Raw genomic sequence first — 17,502 nt, 5'->3', positions numbered from 1 at the left:
CCGCTCCCACAGGGGTTGTGTGGGAGCGGGCTTGACCCGCGATGCAGGCGACGCTGCCCTGAGCAGGAGCACCCGCATGACCTGGCAACCCCACATCACCGTCGCCACCATCGTCGAAGACAACGGCCGCTTCCTGCTGGTCGAGGAATTCAAGGCCGGCCGGCACGTCTTCAACCAGCCCGCCGGCCACCTCGAAGCCAACGAAACCCTGCTCGAAGCCGCCCTGCGCGAGACCCTCGAAGAAACCGCCTGGGACGTCGAGCTTACCGGCATCGTCGGCATCTACCTCTATACCGCCCCCAGCAACGGCGTGACCTACCAGCGCATCTGCTTCGCTGCCCGCCCGCTTCGCCACCACCCCGAACGCGCCCTGGACACCGACATCGTGCGTGCCACCTGGCTCACCCGCGACGAACTGCTGGCCGACCCCGAGCGCTGGCGCAGCGAGCTGGTGCCGCAATGCATCGACGACTACCTGGCCGGCCCGCTGCACAGCCTGAGCCTGATCCGCAATTGAAGCCGCGGCTTTCGCCTTGCGCGGCGCAGCCTGATAGAATCGACGTCTTTTTCCAGATACACAGCCGGTACCTATGACCAGTCCAGCACTCTACGAACCCGAAAAGACACGCGTCATCGTCGGCATGTCCGGCGGCGTGGACTCTTCCGTCTCCGCCCTCCTGCTGATCGAGCAGGGCTACCAGGTGGAAGGCCTGTTCATGAAGAACTGGGAAGAGGACGACGGCACCGAATACTGCACCGCCCGCGAAGACCTGGCCGATGCCCAGGCCGTGTGCGACCGCATCGGCATCAAGCTGCACACTGCCAACTTTGCCGCCGAGTACTGGGACCACGTGTTCGAGCACTTCCTGGAAGAGTACAAGGCTGGGCGCACGCCGAACCCGGACATCCTGTGCAACCGCGAAATCAAGTTCAAGGCGTTCCTCGACTACGCCCTGATGCTCGGTGCCGACCTGATCGCCACCGGCCACTATGTGCGCCGCCGCGACATCGACGGGCGTACCGAGCTGCTCAAGGGCCTGGACCCGAACAAGGACCAGAGCTACTTCCTGCACGCCGTCGGCGGCGAGCAGATCGCCCGCACGCTGTTCCCGGTGGGCGAACTGGAAAAGCCCGAGGTGCGCGCCATCGCCGAAAAAAACGGCCTGGCCACGGCCAAGAAGAAGGACTCCACCGGTATCTGCTTTATCGGCGAGCGCCGTTTCAGCGATTTTCTCAAGCAATACCTGCCCGCGCAGCCCGGTGAAATCCAGACCACCGAGGGTGAAGTCATCGGCCAGCACCACGGCCTGATGTACCACACCATCGGCCAGCGTCAGGGCCTGGGCATCGGCGGCCTCAAGGATGCCAGCGACGAGCCGTGGTACGTGCTGGAGAAAGACCTCAGCCGCAACGTGCTGGTGGTCGGCCAGGGCAACGAGCACCCGTGGCTGTTCTCCCGCGCCCTGCTCGCCTCGGAGATCTTCTGGGTCAACCCCGTCGACCTCTCCAGCCCGCGCCAGCTGACGGCCAAGGTGCGCTACCGCCAGAGCGACCAGGCGTGCACCCTGGAACGCACCGCAAGCGGCTACCGCGCCGTTTTCGACGAGCCGCAGCGCGCCGTGACGCCGGGCCAGTCGGTGGTGTTCTATGACGGTGAGGTATGCCTGGGGGGCGGTGTGATCGAAGTGGCCGAGCCCTGGAGCAGCCGCTGATGAACCAGATGCAAGAGCAACTGGTCGCCCTGGGCGGGGTATTCCAGGCCGCCGTGCTGGTCGACCGAATCGCCCGCACGGGCCAGGCCAGCGAGGCCGACCTGGGCTGCATGCTCGGCAGCCTGCTGGTACGCGACCCCAAGGACACCCTGGAGGTGTTCGGCGGTGACGACCTGAACCTCAAGGATGGCTACCGCGCCCTGGCCAGCGCGCTGGAGCGCGACCCTGCCAGCCTGCAGCGCGAGCCGCTGCGCTACGCCTTGTCGATGCTGGGCCTGGAGCGCCAGCTGGCCAAGCGTGGCGACATGCTCGACACCATCGGCAAGCGCCTGCCGCAGATCCAGTCCCAGGCCGATCATTTCGGCCTGGTGCATGAAAACGTGATCGCTTCGTGCGGCGCCCTCTACCAGGACACCCTGAGCACCCTGCGCCAGCGTATCCAGGTGCATGGCGACATGCGCAACCTGCAGCAGCCCAACAATGCCTCGAAGATCCGCGCCCTGCTGCTGGCCGGCATCCGTGCTGCGCGCCTGTGGCGCCAGCTGGGCGGACACCGCTGGCAGCTGGTGATCAGCCGGCGCAAGCTGCTCAAGGAGCTGTACCCGATGCTGCGCGGCTGACCCTGACCGCGTCGCGGCCTTCGCTGGCTTGCCAGCGAAAAGGCCCGAAAGACCTTTTGTCACCCTCAAAACCCGGGCGCGTTTTTCATGTATGATATGCGCCCTTTTCGTTGCCCGACTGCCCGAGAACACCCCATGCAGCTTTCCTCGCTCACTGCGGTTTCCCCTGTTGACGGCCGCTACGCCGGCAAAACCCAGGCCCTGCGCCCCATCTTCAGCGAATACGGCCTGATCCGTTTCCGCGCCCTGGTTGAGGTCCGCTGGCTCCAGCGCCTGGCCGCCCACCCGCAAATCGCTGAAGTACCAGCGTTTTCCGCCGAAGCCAACGCCGTGCTCAACGCCCTGGCCGACGACTTCGCCCTCGAGCACGCCGAGCGCGTCAAAGAGATCGAGCGCACCACCAACCACGACGTCAAGGCCATCGAGTACCTGCTCAAGGAGCAGGCCGCCCAGCTGCCGGAACTGGCCAAGGTCAGCGAGTTCATCCACTTCGCCTGCACCAGCGAGGACATCAACAACCTGTCCCACGGCCTGATGCTGCGCGAAGGCCGCGACAGCGTGCTGCTGCCGCTGATGCGCCAGATCGCCGAGTCGATCCGCGAACTGGCCCACCGCTTCGCCGACGTACCGATGCTGTCGCGCACCCACGGCCAGCCGGCTTCGCCGACTACCCTGGGCAAAGAGCTGGCCAACGTGGTGTACCGCCTGGAGCGCCAGATCGCCCAGGTTGCCGCCGTGCCGCTGCTGGGCAAGATCAACGGCGCCGTGGGCAACTACAACGCCCACCTGTCGGCCTACCCGCAGATCGACTGGGAAGCCAACGCCCGCGCCTTCATCGAAGACGAGCTGGGCCTGGTGTTCAACCCCTACACCACCCAGATCGAACCGCACGACTACATTGCCGAGCTGTTCGACGCGATCGCCCGCTTCAACACCATCCTGATCGACTTCGATCGCGATATCTGGGGCTACATCTCGCTGGGCTACTTCAAGCAGCGCACCATTGCCGGCGAAATCGGTTCCTCGACCATGCCGCACAAGGTCAACCCGATCGACTTCGAGAACTCCGAAGGCAACCTGGGCATCGCCAACGCGCTGTTCCAGCACCTGGCCAGCAAGCTGCCGATCTCGCGCTGGCAGCGCGACCTGACCGACTCCACCGTGCTGCGCAACCTGGGCGTCGGTTTCGCCCACAGCGTGATCGCCTACGAGGCCAGCCTCAAGGGCATCAGCAAGCTGGAAATCAACGAAGCCCGCATCGCCGAAGACCTGGATGCCTGCTGGGAAGTCCTGGCCGAGCCGATCCAGACCGTGATGCGCCGCTACGACATCGAAAACCCGTACGAGAAGCTCAAAGAGCTGACCCGCGGCAAAGGTATCAGCCCTGAAGCGCTGTTAACCTTCATCGATGGCCTGGACATGCCGGCCGAAGCCCGCGCCGAGCTGAAGAAGCTGACCCCGGCCAACTACATCGGTAATGCCGCGGCACAAGCCAAACGCATCTGATTGCCCCCGCGTTTTGACGCCCGGCTTGGCCGGGCGTTTTTATTGCTGAAAGAAAATTACTTTTTTTCAATAGGTTACACATGAATCCTGATACCCCACTTCAGCTGCTGGGCGGCCTGACTGCCCGCGAATTCCTGCGCGACTACTGGCAGAAGAAGCCCCTGCTGGTTCGCCAGGCCTTCCCTGATTTCGAAAGCCCGATCGATGCCGATGAACTGGCCGGCCTGGCACTGGAAGAGGAAGTCGAATCGCGCCTGGTCATCGAACATGGCGAGCGCCCGTGGGAACTGCGCCGCGGCCCGTTCGACGACGACACCTTCAGCACCCTGCCTGAGCGCGACTGGACCCTGCTGGTACAAGCCGTCGACCAGTTCGTGCCGGAAGTGGGCGAGCTGCTGGAGAGCTTTCGCTTTCTGCCAAGCTGGCGCATCGACGACGTGATGATCAGCTTCGCCGCCCCGGGTGGCAGCGTGGGCCCGCACTTCGACAACTACGACGTGTTCCTGCTGCAAGGCCAGGGCAAGCGCAACTGGAAGATCGGCCAGATGTGCGACAGCGACAGCCCGCTGATCGAGCACGCCGACCTGCGCATCCTGGCCGACTTCGAGCAGACCGACGAGTGGACCCTGGAACCGGGCGACATGCTCTACCTGCCACCGCGCCTGGCCCACTACGGTGTGGCCGAAGACGACTGCCTGACCTATTCGGTCGGCTTCCGCGCGCCGAGCGCCGCCGAAGTGCTGACCCACTTCACCGACTTCCTCAGCCAGTTCCTGCCTGACGAAGAGCGCTACACCGACGCCGACGCCCAGCCAGTGAGCGACCCGCACCAGATCCAGCGCGACGCCCTGGACCGCCTCAAGGGCCTGCTGGCCGAGCACATGAGCGACGAGCGCCTGCTGCTGACCTGGTTCGGCCAGTTCATGACCGAACCACGCTACCCGGAACTGGTGGCTGGCGAGGCACTGAGCGAAGAAGACCTGATCGACAGCCTGGAACAGGGTGCGATCCTGATCCGCAACCCGAGCGCGCGCCTGGCCTGGTCGGAAGTCGACGACAACGTGCTGCTGTTCGCCAGCGGCCAGAGCCGCCTGCTGCCGGGCGAACTGCGCGACCTGCTCAAGCTGGTCTGCGCTGCCGACGCCCTGCACGTGGAAAACCTCGCGCCATGGCTTGGCGACGAAAATGGCCTTACCCTGATCTGCGAACTGGTCAAGCAAGGAAGCCTGGGATTTGCCAATGAATAAGATCGAAGTACGCCTGGCCGATTGGCAGAAAGACAACGCCGACATCCGCCGTATCCGCGAATCGGTGTTCATTGCCGAGCAGAACGTGCCGCCAGAGCTGGAGTGGGATGCCGACGACAACATCGCCGTGCACTTCCTGGCCTTTGAGGGTGACTACGCCATCGGCACCGCCCGCCTGTTGCAGGATGGCCAGATCGGGCGCGTGTCGGTGCTCAAGGACTGGCGCGGGCTCAAGGTGGGTGACGCACTGATGCAGGCCGCCATCGCCGAGGCGCAGAACCGCGATCTGCGCCAGCAGAAGCTCACCGCACAATTGCATGCCACCGCGTTCTACGAGCGCCTGGGCTTCAAGGTCGTCAGCGAGGAGTTCCTCGAGGCCGGCCTGCCGCACGTGGACATGGTGCGCGACTCGCAGTAAGCGCCAGCCCTGTCGCCGGCAAGACCAGCTCCCATACCTGCGGGAGCCGGCCTTGCCGGCGAACAGGCCAGCACAACCGCTACAAATTTGCCATCATGTCCACTCCACCCGCGGAGACCATGGACATGCCGCTACGCCCCCTGCTCGCCACCCTGCTTCTGTCGTTCAGCCTCAGTGCGCTGGCCGCCACCGAAGTCCTGCCGCTGAACCACCGCACCAGCGCCGAACTGCTCCCAGCCGCGCAAGCCTTCATCGGCAAGGACGGCAGTATCAGCACCTTCGAAAACAAGCTGATCGTCAATGCCGAGCCCGGCAAGATCGACGAACTTCGCACCCTGCTGCAACAACTGGACACCGCCCCCAAGCGCCTGCTGATCAGCGTCGACAACACCGACAGCAACGTCCAGGACAACCGCGGCAACGCCCGCGTGATCCGCTACGGCACCGCCAACCGCGAGGGTGGGCTGCAACAGGTGCAGGCCAGCGAGGGCACTCCAGCGCTGATCCAGGTTGGCCAGAGCATTCCCATCACCAGCACCCAGACCGACAGCTACGGACGCGTGCAGAGCAACACCGAGTACCGCAACGTCACCCAGGGTTTCTACGTCACCGCCAGCGTCACCGGCGAAACCGTGCACCTTGCCATCAGCACCAACAATGACCGGATGAGCCAGGAACGTCCCGATGTAGTGAAGGTGCAAAGCACCGACACGAAGGTCACCGGCAAGCTTGGCGAGTGGATCAGCCTGGCAGGTGTCAACGCTCAAAGTCAGGCGGATCGCAGCGCTTCGACCCTCAGTTACTCCACCCAGCGCGGTGAGAACATGACTTTGCGGGTAAAAGTCGAGGCACTGGACTGACCCCGCGCCGTTCAAGGCCTCGACCAAAGGCCTCGAAACTGACTGACGAGTCGTATTAGACCAAAGATGTAGTGGATGAAAAAAAGCACTACAAAACATTTGACGCCCCCGAATCGCAGAGGCATGATGGCCCCGCTCCCGCTAATCAGAGGCCCTGGCAAGGGCCTTCGAGTTGCGCTCTGACCTACCCGACCTGAGCCGATTCGTGTCTGTACAGCCCACAAGGCGGTTTGACGAGATTGCGACTGGAACGAAGTTGTCCCGAGGGACGGAAGCGCATCAAACGGTAGACGGCACACCCTGATCGACGCAGCACGGCAACCACGAGCCAACCTGCCCGACAGCCACGCCAAGGACCTGCTCACTTCCCCCCTTCGAGCCCCATCGTTCAACGTCGCCATTTCGCCCACACCACTGGCTGCCAGTGCTTCTGACCAGCGAGCAATCGGAGCTGCCCCTGTACGCACAGCGCAGCCGACAGAGCGAACATTTTTTACCGACCTATGCGACGAGGTTTACTTTCATGGCACTGACACGCGAACAGCAAATTGCAGCCCTCGAAAAAGATTGGGCCGAGAACCCACGCTGGAAAGGCGTGACCCGTACCTACTCTGCCGCTGATGTCGTTCGTCTGCGTGGCTCGGTTCAACCTGAGCACACCCTGGCCCGCATGGGTGCCGAGAAGCTGTGGAACCTGGTAACCAAAGGCGCCCACCCTTCGTTCCGCCCTGAAAAAGATTTCGTCAACTGCATGGGCGCCCTGACCGGCGGCCAGGCTGTTCAACAGGTCAAGGCCGGTATCCAGGCTATCTACCTGTCCGGCTGGCAAGTGGCTGCCGACAACAACTCGGCCGAGTCCATGTACCCCGACCAGTCGCTGTACCCGGTGGACTCCGTGCCAACCGTGGTCAAGCGCATCAACAACTCGTTCCGTCGCGCCGACCAGATCCAGTGGAAAGCCGGCAAGAACCCGGGCGACGACGGCTACATCGACTACTTCGCACCGATCGTGGCTGACGCTGAAGCCGGTTTCGGCGGCGTACTCAACGCCTACGAGCTGATGAAGAACATGATCGAGGCAGGCGCCGCCGGCGTTCACTTCGAAGACCAGCTGGCCTCGGTTAAAAAATGCGGCCACATGGGCGGCAAGGTACTGGTTCCGACCCAGGAAGCCGTACAGAAGCTCAGCGCTGCCCGCCTGGCAGCCGACGTTGCCGGTGTACCGACCATCATCCTGGCCCGTACCGACGCCAACGCCGCCGACCTGCTGACCAGCGACTGCGACCCGTACGACCAGCCATTCGTGGTGGGTGAGCGCACCCAGGAAGGTTTCTACAAGGTACGTGCCGGTCTGGACCAGGCGATTGCCCGCGGCCTGGCCTACGCACCGTATGCCGACCTGATCTGGTGCGAAACCGCCAAGCCGGACCTGGACGAAGCACGCCGCTTTGCCGAAGCCATCAAGAAGGAATACCCGGACCAGATCCTGTCCTACAACTGCTCGCCTTCCTTCAACTGGAAGAAGAACCTGGACGACGCGACCATCGCCAAGTTCCAGCGCGAGCTGTCGGCCATGGGCTACAAGCACCAGTTCATCACCCTGGCTGGCATCCACAACATGTGGCACGGCATGTTCAACCTGGCGCACGACTACGCCCGCAACGACATGACTGCCTACGTGAAGCTGCAGGAGCAGGAATTCGCTGACGCGTCCAAAGGCTACACCTTCGTGGCGCACCAGCAGGAAGTGGGCACTGGCTACTTCGACGACATGACCACCGTGATCCAGGGTGGCAAGTCTTCGGTTACCGCCCTGACCGGCTCGACCGAAGAAGAGCAGTTCCACTGATCGGCTGATCGATTGGTGACATTCGGGTAACACGCAAGACCCGGGGCCTGTGATGGGGCTCCGGGTCTTGTGCCATTCATACCCCGCGCAGGCGCCAGCCTTGCCGGCGAAAAGGCCAGCCGCCCGGCACAAGGCTTCCTTATTACCCCCGATTGGCTATGCTAGTGCACACCGGCGTCAGCGGACGGCCGTGGCAGCGCAGATACCGACGCGCCACCACCGCGCACAACCCTGAGCCAGAGCCCAGCGCCAGCACGCAGACACTGCCCGAAACAGGGGCGCACAAACTTGCCGGCCACCCCCTTGAACAACAACTTTTAGTTGACGCAGGAGGTAGGAATAACAGGGGTCTTCAAATGATATTAATTATCATTTCGAAACTTGCATTTCGTTACGCCATACAAGAAACATAATTAACAAAAGCACGCGCAATCCACGGAATACGTGGCCTGCAGCGAGTTACGAAAGATTTTTGTTCTTAATGCTACGAATAAATTTGCTGCAGAAATTTTACTTGCTACGGGTTTACCCATAAAATCAGCGCGATAGATTTCGCTGCGACATATCGTCACTGCTCTACTTCTTTTCAAGCTCAGAGACCAAGCGCTCTGTTAAGGATTTTCAGCATGCCCGATTCGACAGGACTCATCGCCCACAACTGGGGCTTTGCCATCTTCCTTTTGGGTGTCGTCGGCCTGTGTGCCTTCATGCTCGGCCTGTCCGCCCTGCTGGGCAGCAAGGCCTGGGGCCGCAGCAAGAACGAACCGTTCGAGTCCGGCATGCTGCCAACAGGCGGTGCCCGCCTGCGTCTCTCCGCCAAATTCTATCTGGTCGCGATGCTGTTCGTGATCTTCGATATCGAAGCCCTCTTTCTCTTTGCATGGTCTGTGTCCGTCCGCGAAAGCGGCTGGACCGGATTCGTCGAAGCACTCGTTTTCATAGCAATTCTGTTGGCAGGTCTTGTCTACCTATGGCGCGTCGGGGCCCTCGATTGGGCTCCCGAAGGTCGTCGCAAGCGGCAAGCGAAGCTGAAACAATGAGGCTTTGGCAATGCAATACAATCTCACCAGGATCGACCCCGATGCGCCCAACGAGCAGTATCCAATCGGTGAACGGGAAACCGTCTCCGATTCGCTGCTAGAGGACCAGGTCCACAAGAACATCTTCATGGGCAAGCTCGAAGATGTACTCAGTGGAGCCGTCAACTGGGGGCGCAAGAATTCCCTGTGGCCGTACAACTTCGGCCTCTCCTGCTGCTACGTGGAAATGACCACGGCCTTCACGGCACCCCACGACATCGCCCGCTTCGGCGCCGAGGTCATCCGGGCATCGCCGCGTCAGGCCGACTTCATGGTCATCGCCGGCACCTGCTTCATCAAGATGGCGCCGATCATCCAGCGCCTGTACGAGCAGATGCTCGAACCCAAGTGGGTCATCTCCATGGGTTCGTGCGCCAACTCCGGTGGCATGTACGACATCTACTCGGTCGTTCAGGGGGTCGACAAGTTCCTCCCCGTGGATGTCTACGTGCCTGGCTGCCCGCCTCGCCCCGAAGCGTTCCTGCAAGGCCTGATGCTGCTGCAGGAATCGATCGGCAAGGAGCGGCGCCCTCTTTCGTGGGTCGTCGGCGATCAAGGCGTGTACCGCGCCGAGATGCCGTCGCAGAAAGAGCAGCGTCGTGAACAGCGTATCCAGGTTACCCACCTGCGCAGCCCCGACGAAGTCTGATCCAGCGACCTGCCGCCTGTTCATTCGAGCTGGCGGCCTGGCTTCATTCTCTACGTTGACCGAAAGCGATCGAGACCATGACAGCGGACACCGCTATTTACATCCCGCCTTACAAGGCTGACGACCAGGATGTGGTCGTCGAATTGAACAATCGTTTTGGCCCCGAGGCGTTCACCGCCCAGGACACCCGCACCGGCATGCCGGTGCTTTGGGTTGCCCGCGCCAAGCTGATCGAAGTGCTGACCTTCCTGCGCAACGTGGCCAAGCCGTACAGCATGCTGTACGACCTGCACGGCGTGGACGAGCGCCTGCGCACCCAGCGTCGCGGCCTGCCGGGCGCCGACTTCACCGTGTTCTACCACCTGCTGTCCGTCGAGCGTAACAGCGACGTGATGATCAAGGTGGCACTGAACGAAGGTGACCTGAACCTGCCCACCGTCACCGGTATCTGGCCCAACGCCAACTGGTACGAGCGCGAAGTCTGGGACATGTTCGGCATCGACTTTGCCGGCCACCCGCACCTGACCCGCATCATGATGCCGCCCACCTGGGAAGGCCATCCGCTGCGCAAGGACTTCCCGGCGCGCGCCACCGAGTTCGACCCCTACAGCCTGAACCTGGCCAAGCAGCAGCTCGAGGAAGAAGCCGCACGCTTCAACCCCGAAGCCTGGGGCATGAAGCGTTCCGGTGCCAACGAGGACTACATGTTCCTCAACCTTGGCCCCAACCACCCTTCGGCTCACGGTGCGTTCCGTATCGTGCTGCAGCTGGACGGTGAAGAGATCGTCGACTGCGTCCCGGACATCGGCTACCACCACCGTGGTGCCGAGAAGATGGCCGAGCGCCAGTCCTGGCACAGCTTCATCCCCTACACCGACCGCATCGACTACCTGGGCGGGGTGATGAACAACCTGCCCTACGTGCTCGCGGTCGAGAAGCTGGCCGGCATCAAGGTGCCGCAGAAGGTCGACACCATCCGCATCATGATGGCCGAGTTCTTCCGCATCACCAGCCACCTGCTGTTCCTGGGTACCTACATCCAGGACGTCGGCGCCATGACCCCGGTGTTCTTCACCTTCACCGACCGTCAGCGCGCCTACACCGTGATCGAAGCCATCACCGGTTTCCGTCTGCACCCGGCCTGGTACCGTATCGGTGGCGTGGCCCACGACCTGCCGCGCGGCTGGGAAAAACTGGTCAAGGACTTCGTCGACTGGCTGCCCAAGCGCCTCGACGAGTACACCAAGGCCGCCCTGCAGAACAGCATCCTCAAGGGCCGTACCATCGGCGTGGCTGCCTACAACACCAAGGAAGCCCTGGAATGGGGCGTCACCGGTGCCGGCCTGCGTTCGACCGGTTGCGACTTCGACCTGCGCAAGGCACGCCCGTACTCGGGCTACGAGAACTTCGAGTTCGAAGTGCCTCTGGCCAGCAATGGCGATGCCTATGACCGCTGCATGGTGCGCGTGGAAGAAATGCGCCAGAGCATCAAGATCATCGACCAGTGCATGCGCAACATGCCGGAAGGCCCGTACAAGGCGGATCACCCGCTGACCACGCCGCCGCCAAAAGAGCGCACCCTGCAGCACATCGAGACCCTGATCACGCACTTCCTGCAGGTTTCGTGGGGCCCGGTCATGCCGGCCAACGAGTCCTTCCAGATGATCGAAGCGACCAAGGGCATCAACAGTTACTACCTGACGAGCGACGGCGGCACCATGAGCTACCGCACCCGGATCCGCACTCCGAGCTACCCGCACCTGCAGCAGATCCCTTCGGTGATCCGCGGCAGCATGGTCGCGGACCTGATTGCGTACCTGGGCAGTATCGACTTCGTTATGGCTGACGTGGACCGCTAAGCATGAATAACACGCTTATCCAAACCGACCGTTTCGCCCTGAGCGAAACCGAGCGCTCGGCCATCGAGCACGAGATGCACCACTACGAGGACCCGCGCGCGGCGTCCATCGAAGCCCTGAAGATCGTTCAGAAGGAACGCGGCTGGGTGCCGGACGGCGCCGTGTACGCCATCGGCGAAGTGCTGGGCATCCCTGCCAGCGACGTCGAAGGCGTGGCCACCTTCTACAGCCAGATCTTCCGCCAGCCGGTCGGCCGCCACATCATCCGTGTGTGCGACAGCATGGTCTGCTACATCGGCGGCCACGAGTCGGTGGTCAGCCAGATCCAGAGCGAGCTGGGCATCGGCCTGGGCCAGACCACCGCAGACGGGCGCTTCACCCTGCTGCCGGTATGCTGCCTGGGCAACTGCGACAAGGCCCCGGCCCTGATGATCGACGACGACACCTTTGGCGACGTGCAACCTGCCGGCGTTTCCAAACTGCTGGAGGGTTACGTATGACCATCACTTCCTTCGGCCCGGCCAACCGCATCGCGCGCGCCGCCGAAACCCATCCGCTGACCTGGCGCCTGCGCGACGACGGCGAGCCACTGTGGCTCGACGAGTACCAGGCCAAGGACGGCTACACCGCTGCCCGCAAGGCACTGGCGCAGATGTCGCAGGACGACATCGTGCAGACCGTCAAGGACTCCGGCCTCAAGGGCCGTGGCGGTGCGGGCTTCCCGACGGGCGTCAAATGGGGCCTGATGCCCAAAGACGAATCCATGAACATCCGCTACCTGCTGTGCAACGCGGACGAAATGGAGCCCAACACCTGGAAGGACCGCATGCTGATGGAGCAACAGCCCCATCTGCTGATCGAAGGCATGCTGATCAGTGCCCGCGCGCTCAAGGCCTACCGCGGCTACATCTTCCTGCGTGGCGAATACACCACCGCCGCGCGCAACCTCACCCGTGCGGTCGAGGAAGCCAAGGCTGCCGGCCTGCTGGGCAAGAACATCCTGGGCAGCGGTTTCGATTTCGAGCTGTTCGTGCACACCGGCGCCGGGCGTTACATCTGCGGTGAAGAAACCGCACTGATCAACTCCCTCGAAGGCCGCCGCGCCAACCCGCGTTCCAAGCCGCCCTTCCCTGCCGCCGTGGGCGTGTGGGGCAAGCCGACCTGCGTGAACAACGTCGAGACCCTGTGCAACGTGCCGGCCATCGTCGGCAACGGCATCGACTGGTACAAGTCGCTGGCCCGCGAAGGCAGCGAAGACCACGGCACCAAGCTGATGGGCTTCTCCGGCAAGGTGAAGAACCCTGGCCTGTGGGAACTGCCCTTCGGTGTCACCGCCCGCGAGCTGTTCGAAGACTACGCCGGCGGCATGCGCGACGGCTTCAAGCTCAAGTGCTGGCAGCCAGGCGGCGCCGGTACCGGCTTTTTGCTGCCCGAGCACCTCGACGCCCAGATGTACGCCGGCGGCATCGCCAAGGTCGGTACCCGGATGGGTACGGGCCTGGCCATGGCCGTTGACGACAGCGTCAACATGGTCTCGCTGCTACGCAACATGGAAGAGTTCTTTGCCCGCGAATCGTGCGGCTTCTGCACCCCGTGCCGCGACGGCCTGCCGTGGAGCGTCAAGCTGCTGCGCGCCATCGAGAAAGGCCAGGGTCAGCCAGGCGACATCGAGACGCTGCTGGGGCTGGTCGGTTTCCTCGGCCCAGGCAAGACCTTCTGCGCTCACGCACCCGGCGCGGTCGAGCCGCTGGGCAGTGCCATCAAATACTTCCGCCCCGAGTTCGAAGCCGGCATCGCAGCCACTGCTGCACCGCGCCCGGACTTGGCCAAACCCGTTGTGGTTGGCGCATAACGAACAAGAAGACGGGCGGTCCGTGCCGCCCGTTGCCCGCGATGCTCGCCCGGATGACGGCGAACCGCAGGCATACAGCTTTCCATTAGCCACGCCCGCAGACGCGGGCCAACGAAGAACTTTGAACCATGGCCACTATCCACGTAGACGGCAAAGAGCTCGAAGTCAACGGTGCAGACAACCTGTTACAGGCGTGTCTGTCGCTAGGCCTCGACATCCCCTATTTCTGCTGGCACCCGGCGCTCGGTAGCGTCGGTGCCTGCCGCCAGTGTGCGGTCAAGCAGTACACCGACGAGAACGACACCCGTGGTCGCATCGTCATGTCCTGCATGACCCCTGCCACCGATGGCAGCTGGATTTCCATCGAAGACGAAGAAGCCCGCGTGTTCCGCGCCAGCGTCGTCGAATGGCTGATGACCAACCACCCGCACGACTGCCCGGTGTGCGAGGAAGGAGGTCACTGCCACCTGCAAGACATGACGGTGATGACCGGCCACAACGAGCGCCGCTACCGTTTCACCAAGCGTACCCACCAGAACCAGGAGCTCGGCCCGTTCATCTCCCACGAGATGAACCGCTGCATCGCCTGCTACCGCTGCGTGCGCTACTACAAGGACTACGCCGGCGGTACCGACCTGGGCGTGTTCGGTGCGCACGACAACGTGTATTTCGGCCGCGTCGAGGACGGTGCCCTGGAGAGCGAGTTCTCCGGCAACCTGACCGAGGTCTGCCCGACCGGTGTGTTCACCGACAAGACCCACTCCGAGCGCTACAACCGCAAGTGGGACATGCAGTTCGCCCCGAGCATCTGCCATGGCTGCTCCAGCGGCTGCAACATCAGCCCGGGCGAGCGCTACGGTGAACTGCGCCGCATCGAGAACCGTTTCAACGGCTCGGTGAACCAGTACTTCCTGTGCGACCGTGGCCGCTTCGGCTACGGCTACGTCAACCGTACCGACCGCCCACGCCAACCACTGCTCCAGGACGGCCAGAAACTGGGCCTGGACGCCGCGCTGGACAAGGCCGCCGACATGCTGCGCGGGCGCAACATCGTGGGTATCGGTTCGCCCCGTGCAAGCCTGGAGAGCAACTACGGCCTGCGCGAGCTGGTGGGTGCCGAACACTTCTATGCAGGCATGGAAGCCGGTGAGCTGGAGCGCGTGCGCCTGGCTTTGCAGGTGCTCAACGACAGCCCGCTGCCGGTGCCGACCCTGCGCGACATGGAAGACCATGACGCGGTGTTCGTGCTTGGCGAAGACCTGACCCAGACCGCTGCCCGCGTGGCCCTGGCCCTGCGTCAGTCGGTCAAGGGCAAGGCCGAGGCGATGGCCGATGCCATGCGCGTTCAGCCGTGGCTCGATGCCGCGGTGAAGAACATCGGCCAGCACGCCATGTACCCGCTGTTCATTGCCAGCCTGAGCGAGACCAAGCTCGACGACGTGGCGCAAGAGTGCGTGCACGCCGCGCCGGACGACCTGGCCCGCATCGGTTTCGCCGTGGCCCACGCCATCGACCCGAGCGCCCCAGCCGTCGAAGGCCTGGACGCCGAAGCCCTGGACCTGGCCAAGCGCATCGCCGACGCCCTGGTCGCGGCCAACCGCCCACTGGTGGTTGCCGGTACTTCGCTGGCCTCCAGGGCTCTGATCGAAGCTGCCGCCAACATCGCCAAGGCACTCAAGCTGCGCGAGAAGAACGGCTCGCTGAGCCTGGTGGTGCCCGAAGCCAACAGCCTGGGCCTGGCCATGCTCGGTGGCGAGTCGATCGATGCGGCGCTGGACGCCGTGATCGCCGGCAAGGCCGACGCCATCGTGGTGCTGGAAAACGACCTGTACAGCCGCGTACCGGCTGCCAAGGTCGACGCTGCCCTGGCCGCGGCCAAGGTGGTGATCGTTGCCGACCACCAGAAAACCCCGACCACCGACCGCGCGCACCTGGTGCTGCCGGCCGCCACCTTCGCCGAGGGCGACGGTACCCTGGTCAGCCAGGAAGGCCGCGCCCAGCGCTTCTTCCAGGTGTTCGACCCGCAGTACCTGGACAGCAGCATCCTGGTGCACGAAGGCTGGCGCTGGATGCACGCACTGCGTGCCACCCTGCTCAACAAGCCGGTCGACTGGACCCAGCTGGACCACGTGACCCACGCCGTGGCTGGCGTGGTGCCGCAACTGGCCGGCATCGTCAACGCCGCGCCATCGGCCGCGTTCCGCATCAAGGGCATGAAACTGGCCCGCGAGCCGCTGCGCTACTCGGGCCGTACCGCCATGCGCGCCAACATCAGCGTGCACGAGCCACGTACCCCGCAAGACCCGGACACCGCGTTCGCCTTCTCCATGGAAGGCTACTCGGGCTCCGCCGAACCGCGCCAGCAGGTGCCGTTCGCCTGGTCGCCGGGCTGGAACTCGCCGCAGGCCTGGAACAAGTTCCAGGACGAGGTCGGTGGTCACCTGCGTGCAGGCGACCCGGGCACCCGCCTGATCGAGACCCAGGGCGACAGGCTGAACTGGTTCGCCAGCGTTCCGGCGGCGTTCTCGCCGGCCCGTGGCACCTGGCAGGCCGTGCCGTTCTACCACCTGTTCGGCAGTGAAGAGAACTCTTCGCGCGCCGCCCCGGTGCAGGAGCGCATCCCGCAGGCCTACGTGGCACTGGCCAAGTCCGAAGCCGACCGCCTGGGCGTCAACGACGGCGCACTGCTGAGCCTGAACGTGGCCGGCCAGACCCTGCGTCTGCCGCTGCGCATCAATGAGGAACTGGGCGCAGGCCTGGTTGCATTGCCCAAAGGCCTGGCCGGCATCCCGCCTGCCATCTTCGGTGCATCCGTCGAAGGCTTGCAGGAGGCAGCACAATGACCTGGTTCACCCCTGAAGTGATCGATGTGATCCTCACTGTCATCAAGGCCATCGTGGTGTTGCTGGCGGTGGTGGTCTGCGGTGCGCTGCTCAGCTTCGTCGAGCGTCGCCTGCTGGGCTGGTGGCAGGACCGTTACGGTCCTAACCGCGTCGGCCCGTTCGGCATGTTCCAGATTGCCGCCGACATGCTGAAGATGTTCTTCAAGGAAGACTGGAACCCGCCCTTCGTCGACAAGGTGATCTTCACCCTGGCGCCGGTGGTGGCCATGAGCGCCTTGCTGATCGCCTTCGCGATCATCCCGATCACCCCGACCTGGGGTGTCGCGGACCTGAACATCGGCCTGCTGTTCTTCTTCGCCATGGCCGGCCTGTCGGTGTACGCCGTCCTGTTCGCCGGCTGGTCGTCGAACAACAAGTACGCCCTGCTCGGCAGCCTGCGGGCCTCGGCCCAGACCGTGTCGTACGAAGTGTTCATGGGCCTGGCGCTGATGGGCATCGTGGCCCAGGTCGGCTCGTTCAACATGCGCGACATCGTCGAATACCAGGCGCAGAACCTGTGGTTCATCATTCCGCAGTTCTTCGGCTTCTGTACCTTCTTCATCGCTGGCGTGGCCGTGACTCACCGTCACCCCTTCGACCAGCCGGAAGCGGAACAGGAACTGGCCGACGGCTACCACATCGAATATGCCGGCATGAAATGGGGCATGTTCTTCGTGGGCGAGTACATCGGCATCATCCTGATCTCGGCGCTGCTGGTAACCCTGTTCTTCGGTGGCTGGCACGGGCCGTTCGGCATCCTGCCGCAACTGTCGTTCGTGTGGTTCGCCCTGAAGACCGCGTTCTTCATCATGCTGTTCATCCTGCTGCGCGCCTCGATCCCGCGCCCGCGCTATGACCAGGTGATGGACTTCAGCTGGAAGTTCTGCCTGCCGCTGACCCTGATCAATTTGCTGGTGACCGCTGCGCTCGTGTTGCTCAACACGCCAGCTGTTGCGGCCCAGTGAGGAT

15 protein-coding genes are annotated in these 17,502 nt (G+C 63.5%); all 15 read left to right on the top strand.

Annotation, left to right across the window (positions count from 1 at the left end):
- Nucleotides 1-76: 76 nt before the first annotated feature.
- The 15 genes from DN388_RS09120 (at nucleotide 77) to nuoH (ending at nucleotide 17,498) form a co-directional block, all read left to right on the top strand.
- The gene (locus tag DN388_RS09120; protein ID WP_054915102.1) at nucleotides 77-517 is read left to right on the top strand and encodes an NUDIX hydrolase; all 441 of its coding nucleotides are present in this window, start codon (nucleotides 77-79) and stop codon (nucleotides 515-517) included.
- Nucleotides 518-590: 73 nt separating this feature from the next.
- Entirely contained in the window at nucleotides 591-1,712 is a 1,122-nt protein-coding gene (mnmA, locus tag DN388_RS09115) for a tRNA 2-thiouridine(34) synthase MnmA (protein ID WP_043860858.1), read from the top strand.
- A complete protein-coding gene (hflD, locus tag DN388_RS09110; protein ID WP_043860859.1) occupies nucleotides 1,712-2,332 on the top strand; it encodes a high frequency lysogenization protein HflD in 621 nt (206 codons plus the stop codon). The genes mnmA and hflD overlap by 1 nt, the downstream gene beginning before the upstream one ends.
- A 135-nt stretch (nucleotides 2,333-2,467) precedes the next feature.
- Nucleotides 2,468-3,838, top strand: a complete 1,371-nt coding sequence (gene purB / locus DN388_RS09105) for an adenylosuccinate lyase (protein ID WP_043860860.1) — start codon at nucleotides 2,468-2,470, stop codon at nucleotides 3,836-3,838.
- A gap of 80 nt (nucleotides 3,839-3,918) precedes the next feature.
- The gene (locus tag DN388_RS09100) at nucleotides 3,919-5,085 is read left to right on the top strand and encodes a cupin domain-containing protein (protein ID WP_254998974.1); all 1,167 of its coding nucleotides are present in this window, start codon (nucleotides 3,919-3,921) and stop codon (nucleotides 5,083-5,085) included.
- Nucleotides 5,078-5,503, top strand: a complete 426-nt coding sequence (locus tag DN388_RS09095) for a GNAT family N-acetyltransferase (RefSeq protein WP_254998971.1) — start codon at nucleotides 5,078-5,080, stop codon at nucleotides 5,501-5,503. The genes DN388_RS09100 and DN388_RS09095 overlap by 8 nt, the downstream gene beginning before the upstream one ends.
- A 125-nt stretch (nucleotides 5,504-5,628) precedes the next feature.
- Entirely contained in the window at nucleotides 5,629-6,363 is a 735-nt protein-coding gene (locus DN388_RS09090; RefSeq protein WP_229589330.1) for a secretin N-terminal domain-containing protein, read from the top strand.
- Nucleotides 6,364-6,886: 523 nt separating this feature from the next.
- Complete coding sequence (aceA, locus tag DN388_RS09085) at nucleotides 6,887-8,212, top strand: isocitrate lyase (protein WP_043860864.1); 1,326 nt, start codon at nucleotides 6,887-6,889, stop codon at nucleotides 8,210-8,212.
- 626 nt (nucleotides 8,213-8,838) lie between these two features.
- A complete protein-coding gene (locus DN388_RS09080) occupies nucleotides 8,839-9,252 on the top strand; it encodes an NADH-quinone oxidoreductase subunit A (protein WP_010220397.1) in 414 nt (137 codons plus the stop codon).
- 10 nt (nucleotides 9,253-9,262) lie between these two features.
- Nucleotides 9,263-9,940, top strand: coding sequence for an NADH-quinone oxidoreductase subunit B (locus DN388_RS09075; protein WP_043860865.1), 678 nt, complete (start codon nucleotides 9,263-9,265; stop codon nucleotides 9,938-9,940).
- 77 nt (nucleotides 9,941-10,017) lie between these two features.
- Nucleotides 10,018-11,799 (top strand): NADH-quinone oxidoreductase subunit C/D, encoded by a 1,782-nt coding sequence (nuoC, locus tag DN388_RS09070; protein ID WP_043860866.1) that lies wholly within the window; start codon nucleotides 10,018-10,020, stop codon nucleotides 11,797-11,799.
- A gap of 2 nt (nucleotides 11,800-11,801) precedes the next feature.
- Nucleotides 11,802-12,299 (top strand): NADH-quinone oxidoreductase subunit NuoE, encoded by a 498-nt coding sequence (nuoE, locus tag DN388_RS09065; protein WP_043860867.1) that lies wholly within the window; start codon nucleotides 11,802-11,804, stop codon nucleotides 12,297-12,299.
- Nucleotides 12,296-13,651 carry an NADH-quinone oxidoreductase subunit NuoF gene (gene nuoF / locus DN388_RS09060; RefSeq protein WP_043860868.1) on the top strand — a complete coding sequence of 452 codons (1,356 nt, stop codon included), beginning with the start codon at nucleotides 12,296-12,298 and terminating at the stop codon, nucleotides 13,649-13,651. Before nuoE ends, nuoF begins: the two co-directional genes overlap by 4 nt.
- Before the next feature lie 128 nt (nucleotides 13,652-13,779).
- On the top strand, nucleotides 13,780-16,494 hold the full coding sequence (gene nuoG / locus DN388_RS09055; protein WP_043860869.1) for an NADH-quinone oxidoreductase subunit NuoG: 2,715 nt from the start codon (nucleotides 13,780-13,782) through the stop codon (nucleotides 16,492-16,494).
- The gene (gene nuoH / locus DN388_RS09050; RefSeq protein WP_054915105.1) at nucleotides 16,491-17,498 is read left to right on the top strand and encodes an NADH-quinone oxidoreductase subunit NuoH; all 1,008 of its coding nucleotides are present in this window, start codon (nucleotides 16,491-16,493) and stop codon (nucleotides 17,496-17,498) included. The genes nuoG and nuoH overlap by 4 nt, the downstream gene beginning before the upstream one ends.
- The last annotated feature ends 4 nt before the right edge of the window (nucleotides 17,499-17,502 follow it).

The organism is Pseudomonas sp. S12(2018) (assembly GCF_024355235.1).
In the GTDB taxonomy this organism is placed as follows: Bacteria; Pseudomonadota; Gammaproteobacteria; order Pseudomonadales; family Pseudomonadaceae; genus Aquipseudomonas; species Aquipseudomonas palmensis.
This window is presented reverse-complemented; position numbering and strand designations above follow the sequence as displayed.

Excerpts from the sequence above, each read along its gene's own strand:
- DN388_RS09120 (WP_054915102.1), top strand. The coding sequence starts at position 77 with ATGACCTGGCAACCCCACATCACCGTCGCCACCATCGTCGAAGACAAC.
- mnmA (WP_043860858.1), top strand. The coding sequence starts at position 591 with ATGACCAGTCCAGCACTCTACGAACCCGAAAAGACACGCGTCATCGTC.
- hflD (WP_043860859.1), top strand. The coding sequence starts at position 1,712 with ATGAACCAGATGCAAGAGCAACTGGTCGCCCTGGGCGGGGTATTCCAG.
- purB (WP_043860860.1), top strand. The coding sequence starts at position 2,468 with ATGCAGCTTTCCTCGCTCACTGCGGTTTCCCCTGTTGACGGCCGCTAC.
- DN388_RS09100 (WP_254998974.1), top strand. The coding sequence starts at position 3,919 with ATGAATCCTGATACCCCACTTCAGCTGCTGGGCGGCCTGACTGCCCGC.
- DN388_RS09095 (WP_254998971.1), top strand. The coding sequence starts at position 5,078 with ATGAATAAGATCGAAGTACGCCTGGCCGATTGGCAGAAAGACAACGCC.
- DN388_RS09090 (WP_229589330.1), top strand. The coding sequence starts at position 5,629 with ATGCCGCTACGCCCCCTGCTCGCCACCCTGCTTCTGTCGTTCAGCCTC.
- aceA (WP_043860864.1), top strand. The coding sequence starts at position 6,887 with ATGGCACTGACACGCGAACAGCAAATTGCAGCCCTCGAAAAAGATTGG.
- DN388_RS09080 (WP_010220397.1), top strand. The coding sequence starts at position 8,839 with ATGCCCGATTCGACAGGACTCATCGCCCACAACTGGGGCTTTGCCATC.
- DN388_RS09075 (WP_043860865.1), top strand. The coding sequence starts at position 9,263 with ATGCAATACAATCTCACCAGGATCGACCCCGATGCGCCCAACGAGCAG.
- nuoC (WP_043860866.1), top strand. The coding sequence starts at position 10,018 with ATGACAGCGGACACCGCTATTTACATCCCGCCTTACAAGGCTGACGAC.
- nuoE (WP_043860867.1), top strand. The coding sequence starts at position 11,802 with ATGAATAACACGCTTATCCAAACCGACCGTTTCGCCCTGAGCGAAACC.
- nuoF (WP_043860868.1), top strand. The coding sequence starts at position 12,296 with ATGACCATCACTTCCTTCGGCCCGGCCAACCGCATCGCGCGCGCCGCC.
- nuoG (WP_043860869.1), top strand. The coding sequence starts at position 13,780 with ATGGCCACTATCCACGTAGACGGCAAAGAGCTCGAAGTCAACGGTGCA.
- nuoH (WP_054915105.1), top strand. The coding sequence starts at position 16,491 with ATGACCTGGTTCACCCCTGAAGTGATCGATGTGATCCTCACTGTCATC.